At 71.7% G+C, this 14,183-nt stretch carries 13 protein-coding genes; 3 read left to right on the forward strand and 10 right to left on the reverse strand.

Annotated elements, in window-relative coordinates; genetic code table 11:
- Positions 1-117 precede the first annotated feature (117 nt).
- Genes AB0A94_RS12270 through AB0A94_RS12280 form a run of 3 tightly spaced genes read right to left on the reverse strand, consistent with a single transcriptional unit; the run spans position 118 to position 2,974 of the window.
- Complete coding sequence (locus AB0A94_RS12270; protein ID WP_361742762.1) at positions 118-1,308, reverse strand: dipeptidase; 1,191 nt, start codon at positions 1,306-1,308, stop codon at positions 118-120.
- Positions 1,309-1,313: 5 nt separating this feature from the next.
- On the reverse strand, positions 1,314-1,838 hold the full coding sequence (gene purE, locus AB0A94_RS12275; protein ID WP_361742765.1) for a 5-(carboxyamino)imidazole ribonucleotide mutase: 525 nt from the start codon (positions 1,836-1,838) through the stop codon (positions 1,314-1,316).
- Positions 1,835-2,974, reverse strand: coding sequence for a 5-(carboxyamino)imidazole ribonucleotide synthase (locus tag AB0A94_RS12280; RefSeq protein ID WP_361742768.1), 1,140 nt, complete (start codon positions 2,972-2,974; stop codon positions 1,835-1,837). The genes purE and AB0A94_RS12280 overlap by 4 nt, the downstream gene beginning before the upstream one ends.
- A gap of 153 nt (positions 2,975-3,127) precedes the next feature.
- On the opposite strand from AB0A94_RS12280, the gene AB0A94_RS12285 reads away from it, so the two are divergent.
- Positions 3,128-3,667: a GtrA family protein gene (locus AB0A94_RS12285; RefSeq protein ID WP_361742771.1), complete on the forward strand. Its 540-nt coding sequence runs from the start codon at positions 3,128-3,130 to the stop codon at positions 3,665-3,667.
- A gap of 21 nt (positions 3,668-3,688) precedes the next feature.
- Here the strand turns inward: AB0A94_RS12285 and AB0A94_RS12290 are convergent, their stop codons facing one another.
- Both AB0A94_RS12290 and AB0A94_RS12295 read right to left on the reverse strand, forming a co-directional pair.
- Positions 3,689-4,963 carry an ATP-binding protein gene (locus AB0A94_RS12290; RefSeq protein WP_361742774.1) on the reverse strand — a complete coding sequence of 425 codons (1,275 nt, stop codon included), beginning with the start codon at positions 4,961-4,963 and terminating at the stop codon, positions 3,689-3,691.
- A gap of 39 nt (positions 4,964-5,002) precedes the next feature.
- On the reverse strand, positions 5,003-5,680 hold the full coding sequence (locus tag AB0A94_RS12295) for a response regulator transcription factor (protein ID WP_217129845.1): 678 nt from the start codon (positions 5,678-5,680) through the stop codon (positions 5,003-5,005).
- A 512-nt stretch (positions 5,681-6,192) separates the two neighbouring features.
- Between AB0A94_RS12295 and AB0A94_RS12300 the strand changes: the two genes are divergently transcribed.
- On the forward strand, positions 6,193-7,689 hold the full coding sequence (locus tag AB0A94_RS12300) for an oligopeptide:H+ symporter (protein WP_361742777.1): 1,497 nt from the start codon (positions 6,193-6,195) through the stop codon (positions 7,687-7,689).
- Between the two features lie 231 nt (positions 7,690-7,920).
- On the opposite strand, the gene AB0A94_RS12305 is transcribed toward AB0A94_RS12300, so the two are convergent.
- Together AB0A94_RS12305 and AB0A94_RS12310 are read right to left on the reverse strand one after the other, a co-directional pair.
- The gene (locus AB0A94_RS12305) at positions 7,921-8,505 is read right to left on the reverse strand and encodes an ATP-binding protein (RefSeq protein WP_361742780.1); all 585 of its coding nucleotides are present in this window, start codon (positions 8,503-8,505) and stop codon (positions 7,921-7,923) included.
- A gap of 242 nt (positions 8,506-8,747) precedes the next feature.
- Entirely contained in the window at positions 8,748-9,125 is a 378-nt protein-coding gene (locus AB0A94_RS12310) for an STAS domain-containing protein (RefSeq protein WP_030870057.1), read from the reverse strand.
- Between the two features lie 239 nt (positions 9,126-9,364).
- Between AB0A94_RS12310 and AB0A94_RS12315 the strand changes: the two genes are divergently transcribed.
- The gene (locus AB0A94_RS12315; RefSeq protein WP_361742783.1) at positions 9,365-10,291 is read left to right on the forward strand and encodes an RNA polymerase sigma factor SigF; all 927 of its coding nucleotides are present in this window, start codon (positions 9,365-9,367) and stop codon (positions 10,289-10,291) included.
- A gap of 76 nt (positions 10,292-10,367) precedes the next feature.
- Here the strand turns inward: AB0A94_RS12315 and hutI are convergent, their stop codons facing one another.
- Genes hutI through AB0A94_RS12330 form a run of 3 tightly spaced genes read right to left on the reverse strand, consistent with a single transcriptional unit; the run spans position 10,368 to position 14,154 of the window.
- Positions 10,368-11,552: an imidazolonepropionase gene (hutI, locus tag AB0A94_RS12320; RefSeq protein WP_361742786.1), complete on the reverse strand. Its 1,185-nt coding sequence runs from the start codon at positions 11,550-11,552 to the stop codon at positions 10,368-10,370.
- Positions 11,553-11,572: 20 nt separating this feature from the next.
- Positions 11,573-12,928, reverse strand: coding sequence for a formimidoylglutamate deiminase (locus AB0A94_RS12325; protein ID WP_361743225.1), 1,356 nt, complete (start codon positions 12,926-12,928; stop codon positions 11,573-11,575).
- Positions 12,929-12,951: 23 nt separating this feature from the next.
- Positions 12,952-14,154, reverse strand: coding sequence for an allantoate amidohydrolase (locus AB0A94_RS12330; RefSeq protein ID WP_361743228.1), 1,203 nt, complete (start codon positions 14,152-14,154; stop codon positions 12,952-12,954).
- Positions 14,155-14,183: the final 29 nt, after the last annotated feature.

The following is a 14,183-nucleotide window of genomic DNA, read 5'->3' on the forward strand; positions in this document are numbered from 1 at the left end:
GGGGCGTGCGATTGTTCGATCCGCTCCCTCCGCCCCTTCCCGTCCCGTCCCGGGGCTCCGCCCCGGACCCCGCTCCTCGAACGCCGGAGGGGCTGGATCGCGCCGGAGGGACTGGATTCAGTGGGCGGGCCGGGCGTCCAGGGAGTCCAGGGTGGCGTTGGACGGGGCCCGGGTCTCCTGGAGGTGCCGGGCCACGTCCTCCGCGGCGCCCAGGACCCGTACCGCGTTCTTCCACGTGAGCTTGGCCAGGTCGGCCTTCGACCAGCCGCGGTCGAGGAGCTCGGCGATCAGGTTCGGGTAGCCGGAGACGTCGTTCAGGCCGTCGGGGGTGAAGGCCGTGCCGTCGTAGTCGCCGCCGATGCCCAGGTGGTCGACGCCGGCGACCTCGCGCATGTGGTCCAGGTGGTCCGCCACGGTGGAGACGGTGGCGACCGGACGCGGGTGGGCCTCCTCGAAGGCGCGGTGCACCTTCATCCCCTCGGCGGTGGTGTCGAGGTGGTGGAAGCCGTGGGCGCGCATGTTCTCGTCGGCCTCTGCCGTCCAGTCGACGGCCGCCTGGAGCACGAACTTCGGCACGAACGTCACCATCGCGACACCGCCGTTGGCGGGCAGCCGCTCCAGCACGTCGTCGGGGATGTTGCGCGGGTGGTCGCAGACCGCGCGGGCGGAGGAGTGGGAGAAGATCACCGGCGCCGAGGTGGCGTCCAGCGCGTCCCGCATGGTCGTGGCGGCGACGTGGGAGAGGTCGACCAGCATGCCGAGCCGGTTCATCTCCCGCACCACCTCGCGGCCGAAGGCCGACAGCCCGCCCACGCCGGGCTCGTCGGTCGCCGAGTCCGCCCACGCCACGTTGAAGTTGTGGGTGAGGGTCAGATAGCGCACGCCGAGGTCGTACAACCCGCGGAGCGTGCCCAGGGAGTTGGCGATGGAGTGGCCGCCCTCCGCCCCCATGAGGGAGGCGATACGGCCCTGACCGCGCGCCGCCTCCATGTCGGCGGCGGTCAGCGCGGGCGCCAGGTCCTCGGGGTGACGCGCCAGCAACTGCCGTACGCAGTCGATCTGTTCCAGGGTGGCCGGCACCGCGTCGGGCAGGTCCGCGCGGACGTACACCGACCAGAACTGCGCGCCGACCCCGCCCGCGCGCAGCCGGGGGAGGTCGGTGTGCAGGTGGGCGGACTGGTCGCCGGCGATGTCCCGGGCGCCGAGGTCGTAACGGACCTGTTCGCGCAGCGCCCACGGCAGGTCGTTGTGCCCGTCGACGACGGGGAACTCGCGCAGCAGCTCCCGGGCCCGGTCCAGCGAGGTCATCCGTGTCACTTCCCGAAGCCGAAGCCGGCGCCGGACCCCTCGGCCTTGGCGCGCAGCCGCTTGCCCTTCTCGGTGGCCTGGTCGTTCAGCTCCTGCTGGAACTCCCGCATCCGGCCGAGGAGTTCCTCGTCGTGGGCGGCGAGGATCCGGGCCGCGAGCAGGCCCGCGTTGCGCGCGCCGGCCACGGAGACGGTGGCGACCGGGACTCCGGCCGGCATCTGCACGATGGACAGCAGGGAGTCCATGCCGTCGAGGTACTTCAGCGGCACGGGCACGCCGATGACGGGCAGCGGGGTCACGGAGGCGAGCATGCCGGGCAGGTGGGCGGCGCCGCCCGCGCCCGCGATGATCACCTTCAGTCCCCGGTCCGCGGCCTGCTCGCCGTACGCGATCATCTCGCGGGGCATGCGGTGCGCGGAGACGACGTCGACCTCGTAGGCGACCTCGAACTCGTCGAGGGCCTTGGCCGCCGCCTCCATGACGGGCCAGTCGGAGTCCGACCCCATGACGATGCCGACAACTGGGCTCATTCGGTGATCGTGCCTCTCAGGTAGCCGGCTGCGTGACGGGCGCGCTCCAGCACGTCGTCCAGGTCGTCGCCGTAGGTGTTGACGTGGCCCACCTTGCGGCCGGGCTTCACGTCCTTGCCGTACATGTGGATCTTCAGCTGGGGGTCGCGGGCCATGCAGTGCAGGTACGCGGAGTACATGTCCGGGTAGTCGCCGCCGAGGACGTTGACCATGACCGTCCACTTCGCGCGCGGGCGGGGGTCGCCGAGGGGCAGGTCGAGCACGGCGCGGACGTGGTTGGCGAACTGCGAGGTGACCGCGCCGTCCATGGACCAGTGGCCCGAGTTGTGCGGGCGCATCGCGAGCTCGTTGACGAGGATGCGGCCGTCGCGGGTCTGGAACAGCTCCACCGCGAGGTGGCCGACGACCCCGAGCTCCTTGGCGATGTTCAACGCCATCTCCTCGGCCTTGAGGGCGAGGGTCTCGTCGAGGTCGGGCGCGGGCGCGATCACCGTGTCGCAGACGCCGTCGACCTGCCGCGACTCGACGACGGGGTAGGCGACGGCCTGCCCGTGCGGGGAGCGGACCACGTTGGCGGCCAGCTCGCGCACGAAGTCGACCTTCTCCTCGGCGAGGACGGGGACACCGGCCTTGAACGGCTCGGCGGCCTCCTCGACGGAGCCGACGACCCACACGCCCTTGCCGTCGTAACCGCCGCGGACCGTCTTGAGCACGACGGGGAAGCCGTCGCCCTCCGCCGCGAACGCCACCACGTCCTCGGGACCGTCGACGATGCGGTGCCGCGGACACGGCACCCCGATCGCGTCGAGCTTCGCGCGCATCACGCCCTTGTCCTGGGCGTGCACCAGCGCGTCGGGGCCCGGGCGGACGGGGATGCCGTCCGCCTCCAGGGCCCTGAGGTGCTCGGTGGGCACGTGCTCGTGGTCGAAGGTGATCACGTCGCAGCCGCGCGCGAACGCGCGCAGCGTCTCCAGGTCGCGGTAGTCGCCGACGACGACATCGCCGACGACCTGCGCCGCGGAATCCTGCGGAGTGTCACTGAGGAGCTTGAACCTGATGCCGAGCGGGATGCCCGCCTCGTGTGTCATACGAGCGAGCTGGCCACCGCCGACCATGCCGACTACCGGGAACGTCACGCCCCCAGGGTATCGGCCGAGCCACCGTGGCCGGTTTACGGGCCCCTTCCCGGACGATCCACGGCCGCGGTCTCCGTCCGCAGGAAGATCGTGAGGACGGGTGGTTAGCATGGTCTGGTTGACGCCGAACGACGGACGGGGGCCAGCACGACCATGGGACACGGTTCCTCAGGGCCTCCGACCACGGCCCCGGCTCCGGCCCCGCGTGGCACCCTGCGGGAGCGGATCGACCGGCTGGTCGGTGAGGCCATGAAGTTCGGCGCGGTCGGCGGAGCCGGTCTGCTGGTCAATCTCCTCGTGTTCAACCTGGTGCGGCAGGTGACGGACCTCCAGGTGGTGCGGGCGAGCGTCATCGCCACCGTCGTGGCGATCATCTTCAACTACGTCGGCTTCCGCTACTTCACCTACCGGGACCGCGACAAGTCCCGGCGCACCCGGGAGATGACGCTGTTCCTGCTGTTCAGCGCGGTCGGCCTGGTGATCGAGAACGGCGTGCTGTACACGGCCACGTACGGCTTCGGCTGGGACAGCCCGCTGCAGAGCAACATCTTCAAGTTCTTCGGCATCGCCGTGGCGACCCTGTTCCGCTTCTGGTCGTACCGCACCTGGGTGTTCCGCGCGCTGCCGGTCCGGGAGCCGGCGACGCGGGGCGCGCCCTCCGACGGCTCCCGCGCGACACAGCGCGTGCCGTAGCCGTAGCCGTAGCCGTAGCCGTCAGCGCACCGTCCGGCGGGACTCGTCGTCCGGGGACTTCTGCGGTGGCGTCCGGGAGAGGAACAGACCGAAGACGGCCGGGGTGGCCTGGAGCATCTCCAGCCGGCCGCCGTCCGCCTCCGCCAGGTCGCGGGCGACGGCGAGACCGATGCCGGTGGAGTTGCGGCCGCTGATCGCCCGTTCGAAGATCCGCGCGCCCAGGTCGGCGGGGACGCCCGGGCCCTCGTCCGTGACCTCGACGACGACCTGGTTGCCGGTGACCCTGGTGCGCAGGGCGACCGTGCCGCCCCCGTGCATCAGCGAGTTCTCGATCAGCGCCGCCAGCACCTGGGCGACCGCGCCCGGCGTGCCCACCGCCCGCAGCTGCCGCTTGCCCGAGGTGACGATCGCGCGGCCCGCGCTGCGGTAGGCGGGGCGCCACTCGGCGAGCTGCTGCTGGATCACCTCGTCGAGGTCGAAGGTGACCGCGGAGCCGGTGCGCGGGTCGCGGGAGTTGGTCAGCAGCCGCTCCACCACGTCCGTCAGCCGCTCCACCTGCGCCAGCGCGATCGTGGCCTCCTCCTTCACCGTCTCCGGGTCGTCGGTGAGGGTGATCTCCTCCAGCCGCATGGACAGGGCGGTGAGGGGGGTGCGCAGCTGGTGGGAGGCGTCGGCGGCGAGCCGCCGCTCCGCGGTCAGCATGCGGGCGATGCGCTCGGCGGAGCGGTCCAGCACGTCCGCGACCCGGTCCAGCTCGGGAACGCCGTAGCGGCGGTGGCGGGGGCGGGGGTCGCCGGAGCCGAGGCGTTCGGCGGTCTCCGCGAGGTCCGTCAGCGGGGAGGCGAGCCGGTTGGCCTGGCGCACTGCCAGCAGCACCGCCGCGATCACCGCGAGGAGCGCCACCAGGCCGATGATCAGCAGCGTACGGGCGACCTCCCGGGTCACCGAGGAGCGCGGCTCCTGGACGGTGACCGTCTCGCCCTCCTCACCGGGTGCCGAGGCGCTGATGACGTCGCCGTCCGGCTCGGTGCCGACCTCGATGGGCGGCTTGCCGGGGATCCGGATGACGGCATACCGGTCCTCGGTGACCTGGTCGCTGAGGATCTCCGCGGTGACCTGGTCCTCGACGATCAGCCGGCTGTCGACGATGCTGGCCAGCCGCACCGCCTCGGACTCCACCCGCTCCCTGGCGCTCTCGCTGATGGTGCGGGTCTCGACGATCACCAGGGAGACGCCGAAGACGGCGATCACGACGAGCACCACGGCGAGCGTGGACTGGATCAGGCGGCGGCGCATGTCCTCTTACCCAAGACGGAAGACCCCACGGGGTTTCGGCTAGCTCTTCTCGAAGCGGAAGCCCACGCCGCGCACGGTCGCGATGTAGCGGGGGTTGGCGGCGTCGTCGCCCAGCTTCTTGCGCAGCCAGGAGATGTGCATGTCGAGGGTCTTGGTGGAGGACCACCAGGTGGTGTCCCAGACCTCGCGCATCAGCTGGTCGCGGGTGACGACCCGGCCCGCGTCCCGCACCAGGACCCGCAGCAGGTCGAACTCCTTCGCGGTGAGCTGGAGCTCCTCGTCGCCCATCCAGGCCCGGTGCGACTCGACGTCGATGCGCACCCCGTGGGTGGCGGGCGGCTGCTGGGGCTCGGCGGAACCGCGCCGCAGCAGGGCCCGGACCCGGGCCAGCAGCTCGGCGAGCCGGAACGGCTTGGTGACGTAGTCGTCGGCGCCCGCGTCCAGGCCGACGACCGTGTCGACCTCGTCGGCGCGCGCGGTCAGGATCAGCAGGGGAACCGTGTGCCCCTCGGCGCGGAGTCGGCGGGCGACCTCAAGGCCGTCCATGCCGGGCAGTCCGAGGTCCAGCACCACCAGGTCGACGCCGCCCTGCATGCCGGCTTCGAGCGCGGTGGGTCCGTCCTCGCGCACCTCGACTTCGTAGCCCTCCCGGCGCAGGGCGCGGGCCAGCGGCTCCGAGATGGACGCGTCGTCCTCGGCGAGCAGTACACGGGTCATGGAGTGATGGTAGTCCCGCCGCCACGGGGCCCGGGGTGTGATCGCGAGCGTTGCCTCTTACCTCCGGCACACCCGTTTCTCACCTACGGCGGTCCTGATTCGCGCCTGCGGGTGTGGGGTGCGAACCTGGGAGGGACCTTCGAATGGGTGATCGCGGTTCCAGTAAAACCTGTGATCCGTGTCTCAAGTCCTTCCATATCCGGCACTGTCCTGCCGTATGGTGAATCAACGCCTGTTGCACCGCGGGGACCTTTGGCGCAGTCGACGCCGAGGGTCTCTTTTGTGTGCGGGCCGGCCTGTGCGCCGGCCCCGGAAGGAATGACCTGTGGCCGGGCCCCGTCGCGCGCAGACGCACGGCGGGGCGTGGATCCCGGTGGTCGCCGTCCGTCGTTCCGAGACCCGGGGCGGCCTCCCCCGGGCGTGGGGTGGACGGTGGGCCCCGCCGGTGCCGGCCGCCCCCCACCGGGCGCGTACACGCTCGCGCGACGCGTCCCGACCAGCAAGGAACGACCATGGCGTCCAGCCTGACGAAGGACTCGGTCACTCCGGGAACCCCCGGCTCCGAGAAGACCTTCTTCGGCCACCCCCGCGGACTGGCCACTCTCTTCATGACCGAGATGTGGGAGCGTTTCTCCTACTACGGCATGAGGGCTCTGCTCCCGCTGTACCTCGTCGCGCCGGGCGGCCTGGGTCTGAGCGCGGGCACCGCGACCGCGATCTACTCGGTGTACCTCTCGCTGGTGTACCTGCTCACCATGCCGGGCGGCTGGTTCGGCGACCGCGTCTGGGGTCCCCGCAAGACCGTCGCCGTCGCCGGCGGCATCATCATGCTGGGCCACCTGACGCTGGCCCTGCCGTCCTCCGGCACCTTCTACGCGGGGCTCGGCCTGGTCGCCATCGGCTCCGGTCTGCTGAAGGCCAACATCTCCACGATGGTCGGCCAGCTCTACCAGGGCCCGGACGACCCGCGCCGGGACGGCGGCTTCACCGTCTTCTACATGGGCATCAACCTGGGTGCCTTCGCCGCGCCGCTGATCATCGGCACCATCGGTGAGAGCGTCGACTGGCACCTGGGCTTCGCGCTCGCCGCGCTGGGCATGGGTCTGGGCGTCGCGCAGTTCCTGCTGGGCAGCCGCCACCTGGACGCGCGTTCCAACGTCGTCCCGAAGCCGCTGTCGGCCGAGGAGAAGTCCTCGACGCTGCGCAAGGCCGCGTTCTGGGCGGGCATCGCCGTCGTCGCGTACGCCGCCATCGGCCTCACCGGCAACTACACCCTGAACTGGGTCCTGGTCCCGCTGACGCTGCTCGGTGTGATCGTCCCGGTGATGGTGATCGTCCGCATCAAGCGCGACAAGGACCTGGACCGCGCCGAGCAGTCGAAGATGTCCGCGTACGTCTGGTTCTTCGTCGCCGCCGCGATCTTCTGGATGATCTACGACCAGGGCGGCTCGACCCTGTCGATCTTCGCCGACTCGTCGGCCGAGAACAGCGTCCTCGGCTGGGACTTCCCGGTCTCCTGGTACCAGTCGGTCAACCCGGTCCTGATCATGGCGCTGGCCCCGGTCTTCGCCTGGTTCTGGCTGGCGCTGAACCGGCGCGGCAAGGAGCCGAGCACGATCGTGAAGTTCGCGTCCGGTCTGGTGCTGGTCGGCGCGTCCTTCTTCCTCTTCCTGGCCCCGCTGTCGATCGCCGAGGGCGGCCACAAGGCCGCGGCGCTGTGGCTGGTGGCGATCTACTTCACGCAGACCGTCGGTGAGCTGCTGCTCTCCCCGGTCGGCCTGTCGGTCACCACGAAGATGGCGCCCGCGAAGTACGCCTCGCAGATGATGGGCGTCTGGTTCCTGGCCGTCACCGCCGGTGACGCCACGACCGGTCTGCTCTCCATCGCCGGCGTCGACCTGAACAAGACGGGCATCGTCGCGATGGAGGCGACCCTCGCGGTGGTCGCCGGTGTCGCGGTGTGGATGTACCGCAACAAGGTCAAGGCCCTCATGGGCGACGTGCACTGAGCCTTCCCCCACGGCTCGGTACGAGGGGCCCCGCATCCGGTGGATGCGGGGCCCTTCGGGCGTTCACGGGGAGGGGCTGGAAAGGAGCCTCTCCGGCGTTCGAGGAGCGGGGGTCCGGGGGCGGCGCCCCCGGGGGGACGGGAATGGGAAGGGGCGGCGGGGCGAGAACCCTCCGGTCAGGAGCAGCGCGGACCGGTGCGGGACTCCGGGCGCGGCGGCGAGCGGGGGGAACTACGCGGGTGCCCCGAGTTCCGCCCAGACCGTCTTGCCCGCGACGTCCGGGGCCCGTACGACCCCCCAGTCCAGGCAGAGCCGCTGCACGATGAACATGCCGTGGCCGCCGGGACGGCCCGCCCGGTGCGGGGTGCGCGGGGCCGGCTGGCCCGTGCCCCGGTCGGTGACCTCGATCCGGATCACCTTCTTGTCGCAGGTGATGGCCAGATGATCCGGCCCCTCGGCGTGCAGACAGGCGTTGGTGACCAGCTCGGAGACGACGAGCAGGACGTCCTCGGCGGCGGCCCGCTGGTCGGCGGTGGCGGCGGGCAGCCAGCCCCACGCGTACAGCGCCTGACGGGTGAAGTCACGGGCGAGCGGTACGACGCCGCTCTCGCCGTCGAAGCTCAGCCGACGGACCTGGCCGCCGTCGCCCGACGGCCCGGAAGACCCCGACGGCCCGGAAGACCCCGATGACGCGGTGGGCACGGCGACGCCCCCGTCGGACACGCCCCCCGCCGGCGCGTCGCCCCCGGGCGTCCCGGAAGCGCCGCCGGGCTCCGGACCGCGGTCGCCCGGCGAGTAGGGCCGGGTGGTGCTCATCAGCGCTTCACCTCACCGTGTCACCAGTTCACGATTCAAAAATTTTCGTACTCAATCGGTCACGCGCGGACGACGCGTTCGGTTCCCGGCGCCCTCGCGACCACCGCGTCCCGCACGTTCAGGGTGTCTCCTGCCCGGGCGGACCGAGGGGACACCCCCGTATTCGCACGAAAAAGCGCGACGGAAGCGGCCCTCCGGCGGCGGGGGCGGCGCGAGAGCCCGGCCGGGCCTGCCCGCGCGCGTCACGCGGAATCGTCGGCCAGTGCCGCCTCGAGAGTGTCGTGGACCGTGAACACCGCGTCCGCTCCCGTGATCTCGAAGACGCGCGCGACGACGGGCTGCATCCCCACGAGATGGACCCCACCCCCGGCCGCCTCGGCCTTCAACCGGGCACCGAGCAGCACGTTCAGCCCCGTGGAGTCACAGAACTCCAGCCGGGAGCAGTCGATGACAAGCCGCTTGAAACCCTTGGCGAGGCAGTCCTCCAGTGGCTCCCGCAACAGATCGGCGGTGTGGTGATCCAACTCACCCGCCGGAGTCACGACGGCACTGGGGCCCTCTTCTCGCACCTCGACCAGAAGCCGGCCAGACTGTGCGCTGCCGACCGTCCCGCGGTCCATGCCGTCTCTCTCTCCCGACGTCGTGGCTGCCTGCTGACGTCCTCGAACATTACGCCTTATGGCCACGCTTCAACAGCCGAACAATCACACGCAAACGGACACGTATGAACATAACGCACTTGCGATCGGCTCAGGAAAGCGGGTAGGGCTAGTAAGAACACGTAACCGACACGGCCGGCTTTGGAGGCGCCGCACACCGCAGTGCACGTATCGGCTTCGGCAGCCATATGCCGAGAACGATGGAGGACATCATGTCACCCCGGCTCGACGCATCGCGTACCCCGAAAGCGACGTCGACACTCCCTCCGGAACATCTGGATCCCATCGAGCAGGACGACACGGGTGTCGTCCCGGACGACCTCCTCGCCGGACTTCCGGAGATCCCCCCGTACGACGAGGTGGGCCCGGTCGACGCGCGGGCTCTGTCCAGGACCCTCTTCGAGCGCCTGGAGTCGCTGGAGGAAGGCACCCACGAGTATTCGTACGTACGCAACACACTCGTCGAGCTGAACCTCGCCCTGGTCAAGTTCGCCGCCTCCCGTTTCCGCTCGCGCAGCGAGCCGATGGAGGACATCATCCAGGTCGGCACCATCGGCCTGATCAAGGCGATCGACCGCTTCGAACTGTCGCGCGGTGTGGAGTTCCCCACTTTCGCGATGCCCACCATCATCGGTGAGATCAAGCGCTTCTTCCGCGACACCTCGTGGTCCGTGCGCGTACCGCGCCGGTTGCAGGAGCTCCGGCTCGACCTGGCCAAGGCCGGTGACGAGCTGGCCCAGCAGCTGGACCGGGCGCCGACGGTGGCCGAACTCGCCGAGCGCCTGGGCATCAGCAACGAAGAGGTCCTCGAGGGCATGGCGGCGTCGAACGCCTACACCGCCTCCTCGCTGGACGCCCAGCCGGAGGAGGACGACGCCGAGGGCGCCCTGGCGGACCGGATCGGATACGAGGACCACGGGCTCGAAGGCATCGAGTACGTCGAGTCGTTGAAGCCGCTGATCGCCGAACTGCCGCCGCGGGACCGGAAGATCCTCTCACTGCGCTTCGTCGCGGGCATGACCCAGTCGGAGATCGGCGAGGAACTGGGCATCTCCCAGATGCACGTCTCCCGCCTGCTGTCACGGACGCTGGTGAAGCTGCGCAAGGGGCTCACGGTCGAGGAGTGACCCTCACCGGGTGACGCTTGCCCTCCAGGGGGGCGGTCCGGAGCCGGGCCGCCCCCCTTCGGGACGTCCGGGGGCGTCAAGCCGCTCCCACCCTGCGTACGCCCCGTCGCCACACCTCCGCGACCAGCGGTACACCGGGCCGGTAGGCGAGGTGGACGTGGCTCGGGGCGTCGAGGAGGGTGAGGTCGGCGTACGCGCCCGGGGTCAGGCGGCCGACGTCGGTGCGGCGCAGGGCCGCCGCGCCGCCCGCCGTGGCCGACCAGACCGCCTCGTCCGGCGTCATCCCCATGTCCCGCACCGCGAGCGCGATGCAGAAGGGGACGGAGGACGTGAAGGACGAACCCGGGTTGCAGTCGGTGGACAGCGCGACCGTGGCCCCCGCGTCCAGCAGCCGGCGGGCGTCCGGCCACTCGGCGCGGGTGGAGAACTCGGCGCCGGGGAGCAGGGTGGCGACCGTGCCGCTGTTCGCGAGGGCGTCCACGTCGGCGTCGGTGAGGTGGGTGCAGTGGTCGGCGCTGGCCGCGTCGAGCTCGACGGCGAGCTGGACGCCGGGGCCGTACGACAGCTGGTTGGCGTGGACGCGCGGGTGCAGGCCCCTCGCCTTCCCGGCGGTGAGGATCGCGCGGGCCTGGTCGCCGTCGAAGGCGCCCTTCTCGCAGAAGACGTCGATCCAGCGGGCGTGCGGCGCGCAGGCGTCCAGCATCTCGCCGGTGACCAGGGCGACGTATCCGGCCGGGTCCTCGGCGTACTCCGGCGCGACGACGTGGGCGCCGAGATAGGTGACCTCGTCGGTGTGGCGGGCGGCCAGGCGCAGGGCGCGGGCCTCGTCCTCGACGGTCAGGCCGTAGCCGGACTTGGTCTCGAAGGTCGTGGTGCCCTGGCGGAGCGCCTCGTCGAGGAAACGGGTGAGGTTCGCCTCCAGTTCCGCGTCGCCGGCGGCGCGGGTGGCGGCGACGGTGGTGCGGATGCCGCCCGCGCCGTACGGGCGGCCCGACATCCGGGCGTTGAACTCCTCGGTGCGGTCGCCCGCGAAGACCAGGTGGGAGTGCGAGTCGACGAAGCCCGGCAGGACCGCCCGGCCTCCGGCGTCGACCCGGTTGTCAGTGGCGGGTGCTTTGCTTGATCCACCGGTCCACACGACGCGGTCGCCCTCGATGACGACGGCCGCGTCCCGGACCAGGCCGAGAGGGGAACCGTCACCGAGGGAGGGGTCGTTGGTGACCAGCGTGGCGATGTCGCTGATGACGGTGCTGCTGCTCATGGCGTCCTCATGGGTGGTCGTCAGGCTCGCAGGGCTTCGACTGCCCGCGCGAGGGCTCCGGGTACATCGGGTACGAGCGTGTGCGCCCCGTCGCGTACGACGTGCCGGCCTCCCACGACCGTGTGGCGCACGTCCGCCGCGGTCGCCGCGAATACGGCCGTCTCGGCTCCGAATCCGGGCAGGGGTCCCGCTGTCCTGACCGAGTCGAGGGCGATCGTGACGAGGTCGGCGCGCCCGCCGGCCTCGATGCGGCCGGTGTCGTCCCAGCCGAGGGCGGCGTGTCCGTCGACGGTGGCGGCCCGCAGCAGCGCGGCGGCCGTCCAGTGGCCGCGGGTGCGGGTGCGCAGCCGCTCGTCGAGCTCCATCGCGCGTGCCTCTTCGAACAGGTCGATCACGGCGTGGCTGTCGGAGCCGAGGGAGAGCGGGGAGCCCTCGTTCTGCAGGGCGGCGGCGGGGCCGATGCCGTCGGCGAGGTCGCGTTCGGTCGTCGGGCACATGCAGGTGCCGGTGCCGCTGCCGCCGATGAGAGAGATGTCCTCGGCGGTGAGGTGGGTGTTGTGGACGCCGGTGGTGCGCGGTCCGAGGACGCCGTGCGCGGCCAGGAGCTGCGCCGGGGTGCAGCCGTGGATCTCCCGGCAGGCGTCGTTCTCGGCGGTCTGCTCGGACAGGTGCACATGGAGCGGGGCCCGCCGCTCCCCGGCCCACCGTGCCACGGTCGCCAACTGCTCCGCCGGTACGGCCCGGACGGAGTGGATCGCCGCCCCGATCCGTGCGTGGTCCCGTTCCTTGAGAACCGAACAGCGATCGGCCCAGGCGTCCGCGTCGCCGTCGGAGAAGCGGAGCTGGTGGGTGGTGGGCGGCTGTCCGAAGCCGGAGGAGAGGTAGACGGTGTCGAGGAGGGTGATGCGGACGCCGGCTTCGGCGGCGGCCTCGATGAGCGCCTCGCCCATGGCGTTGGGGTCGGCGTAGGGCGTGCCGCCGGGGGCGTGGTGGACGTAGTGGAACTCGCCGACCGCCGTGATGCCCGCCAGCGCCATCTCGGCGTAGGTCGCACGGGCGAGGGCGTGGTACGTGTCCGGGGTGAGCCGGTCGGCCGTGGCGTACATGACCTCGCGCCAGGTCCAGAAAGTCCCGGACCCCACCTGGACCGTGGAGCGCAGGGCGCGGTGGAAGGCGTGGCTGTGGGCGTTCGCCAGTCCCGGGAGAGTCAGTCCGCGCAGGACCTCGGCGCCCGGTGGCGGGGCGGGGGTGTCCGGGCGGACGGCGGTGATCCGGCCGTCCCGGACGGTGAGGGTCACGCCCGGCTCGATGGGGGTCCCCCCTGCTCGAGCGGAGCCGAGGGCTCGGGGGAGGGTGCCGAGCCAGGCGTGTTCCAGCCAGTACGTCCGCGGGGTGGCAGTCACGTGCAGGCCAGTCCTTCCAGTACGTCGGCGAGGGCGAGGACCCCGGCCACGCAGTCGTCCTCGGTGGCGGACTCGGCCGGGGAGTGCGAGACGCCGGTGGGGTTGCGCACGAACAGCATGGCGGTCGGGACGCGTCCGGAGAGGATTCCGGCGTCGTGTCCGGCGCCGGTGCCGAGGACGGGCACCTCGAGGCCGGTGCCGCTGCCGAGGATGCGGGCCAGTTCGTCGCGCAGGGCGTGGTCGAACTCGACGACGGGGGTGAAGGACTCGCGTTCGACGTCGAGTGTGACGCCGTGCTCCTGCGCGTGGGCGCGGGCGGCCTTCCGTACACCGTCCACGACGGCGTCCAGGCTCTGCTGGTCGGCGGCGCGGGAGTCGAGCCAGCCGCGCACCAGGGAGGGGATGGCGTTGACGCCGTTCGGCTCGACGGAGATCTTGCCGAAGGTGGCCACGGCACCGGCGAGTTCCGCCTCGCGACGGGCGGCGAGGACGGTCTCCGCGTACGGCAGCACGGGGTCGCGCCGGTCGGCGAGCCGGGTGGTGCCGGCGTGGTTGGCCTCGCCCCGGAAGTCGAACCGCCAGCGGCCGTGCGGCCAGATGGCGGACGCGATGCCGATGCGGTCGCCGGACAGGTCCAGGGCCCGGCCCTGTTCGACGTGGAGTTCGACGAAGGCGCCGATGCGGTCGAGCCGTTCGGGGTCGGGGCCGAGGGCGTCGGGGTCGTGTCCGGCGGCCTCCATGGCCTGCGGGAGCGTGATTCCGTCCCCGTCGGTGAGCCGGTGGGCCTGCTCGGCGGTGAGCACGCCCGCGGTGAGCCGGGAGCCGACGCAGGCGAGCCCGAAGCGGGCGCCCTCCTCGTCCCCGAAGTTGACGATGCCGAAGGGCTTGGCGAAGCGCGCGCCCCGGCGGCGCAGTTCGTCGAGGGCGGCGAAGGCGGACACGACTCCGAGGGGCCCGTCGAAGGCCCCGCCGTCGGGCACCGAGTCCAGGTGCGACCCGGTGACGACGGCGTCCCCCCGGGCGGGGTCCCCGAGCCAGGCCCACTGGTTCCCGTTCCGGTCGACCTCGTAGGTCAGCTGCCGCCTGCGGGCCTGCTCCTCGAACCAGGCCCGGCAGTCGGAGTCGGCCCGGGTCCAGGCGAACCGCCGGTAGCCGCCGGTGGCCGCGTTGCGCCCGATGGGCCACAGCTGACGCCACATCTCGTGGAAACCGTCGGCCCGTACAGGCT

Source organism: Streptomyces sp. NPDC044984 (assembly GCF_040646935.1).
GTDB lineage: Bacteria > Actinomycetota > Actinomycetes > Streptomycetales > Streptomycetaceae > Streptomyces.

Coding starts and splice junctions, on each gene's coding strand:
- AB0A94_RS12270 (WP_361742762.1), bottom strand. CDS start 1,308: ATGACCTCGCTGGACCGGGCCCGGGAGCTGCTGCGCGAGTTCCCCGTC.
- purE (WP_361742765.1), bottom strand. CDS start 1,838: ATGAGCCCAGTTGTCGGCATCGTCATGGGGTCGGACTCCGACTGGCCC.
- AB0A94_RS12285 (WP_361742771.1), top strand. CDS start 3,128: ATGGGACACGGTTCCTCAGGGCCTCCGACCACGGCCCCGGCTCCGGCC.
- AB0A94_RS12290 (WP_361742774.1), bottom strand. CDS start 4,963: ATGCGCCGCCGCCTGATCCAGTCCACGCTCGCCGTGGTGCTCGTCGTG.
- AB0A94_RS12295 (WP_217129845.1), bottom strand. CDS start 5,680: ATGACCCGTGTACTGCTCGCCGAGGACGACGCGTCCATCTCGGAGCCG.
- AB0A94_RS12300 (WP_361742777.1), top strand. CDS start 6,193: ATGGCGTCCAGCCTGACGAAGGACTCGGTCACTCCGGGAACCCCCGGC.
- AB0A94_RS12305 (WP_361742780.1), bottom strand. CDS start 8,505: ATGAGCACCACCCGGCCCTACTCGCCGGGCGACCGCGGTCCGGAGCCC.
- AB0A94_RS12310 (WP_030870057.1), bottom strand. CDS start 9,125: ATGGACCGCGGGACGGTCGGCAGCGCACAGTCTGGCCGGCTTCTGGTC.
- AB0A94_RS12315 (WP_361742783.1), top strand. CDS start 9,365: ATGGAGGACATCATGTCACCCCGGCTCGACGCATCGCGTACCCCGAAA.
- hutI (WP_361742786.1), bottom strand. CDS start 11,552: ATGAGCAGCAGCACCGTCATCAGCGACATCGCCACGCTGGTCACCAAC.
- AB0A94_RS12330 (WP_361743228.1), bottom strand. CDS start 14,154: ATGTGGCGTCAGCTGTGGCCCATCGGGCGCAACGCGGCCACCGGCGGC.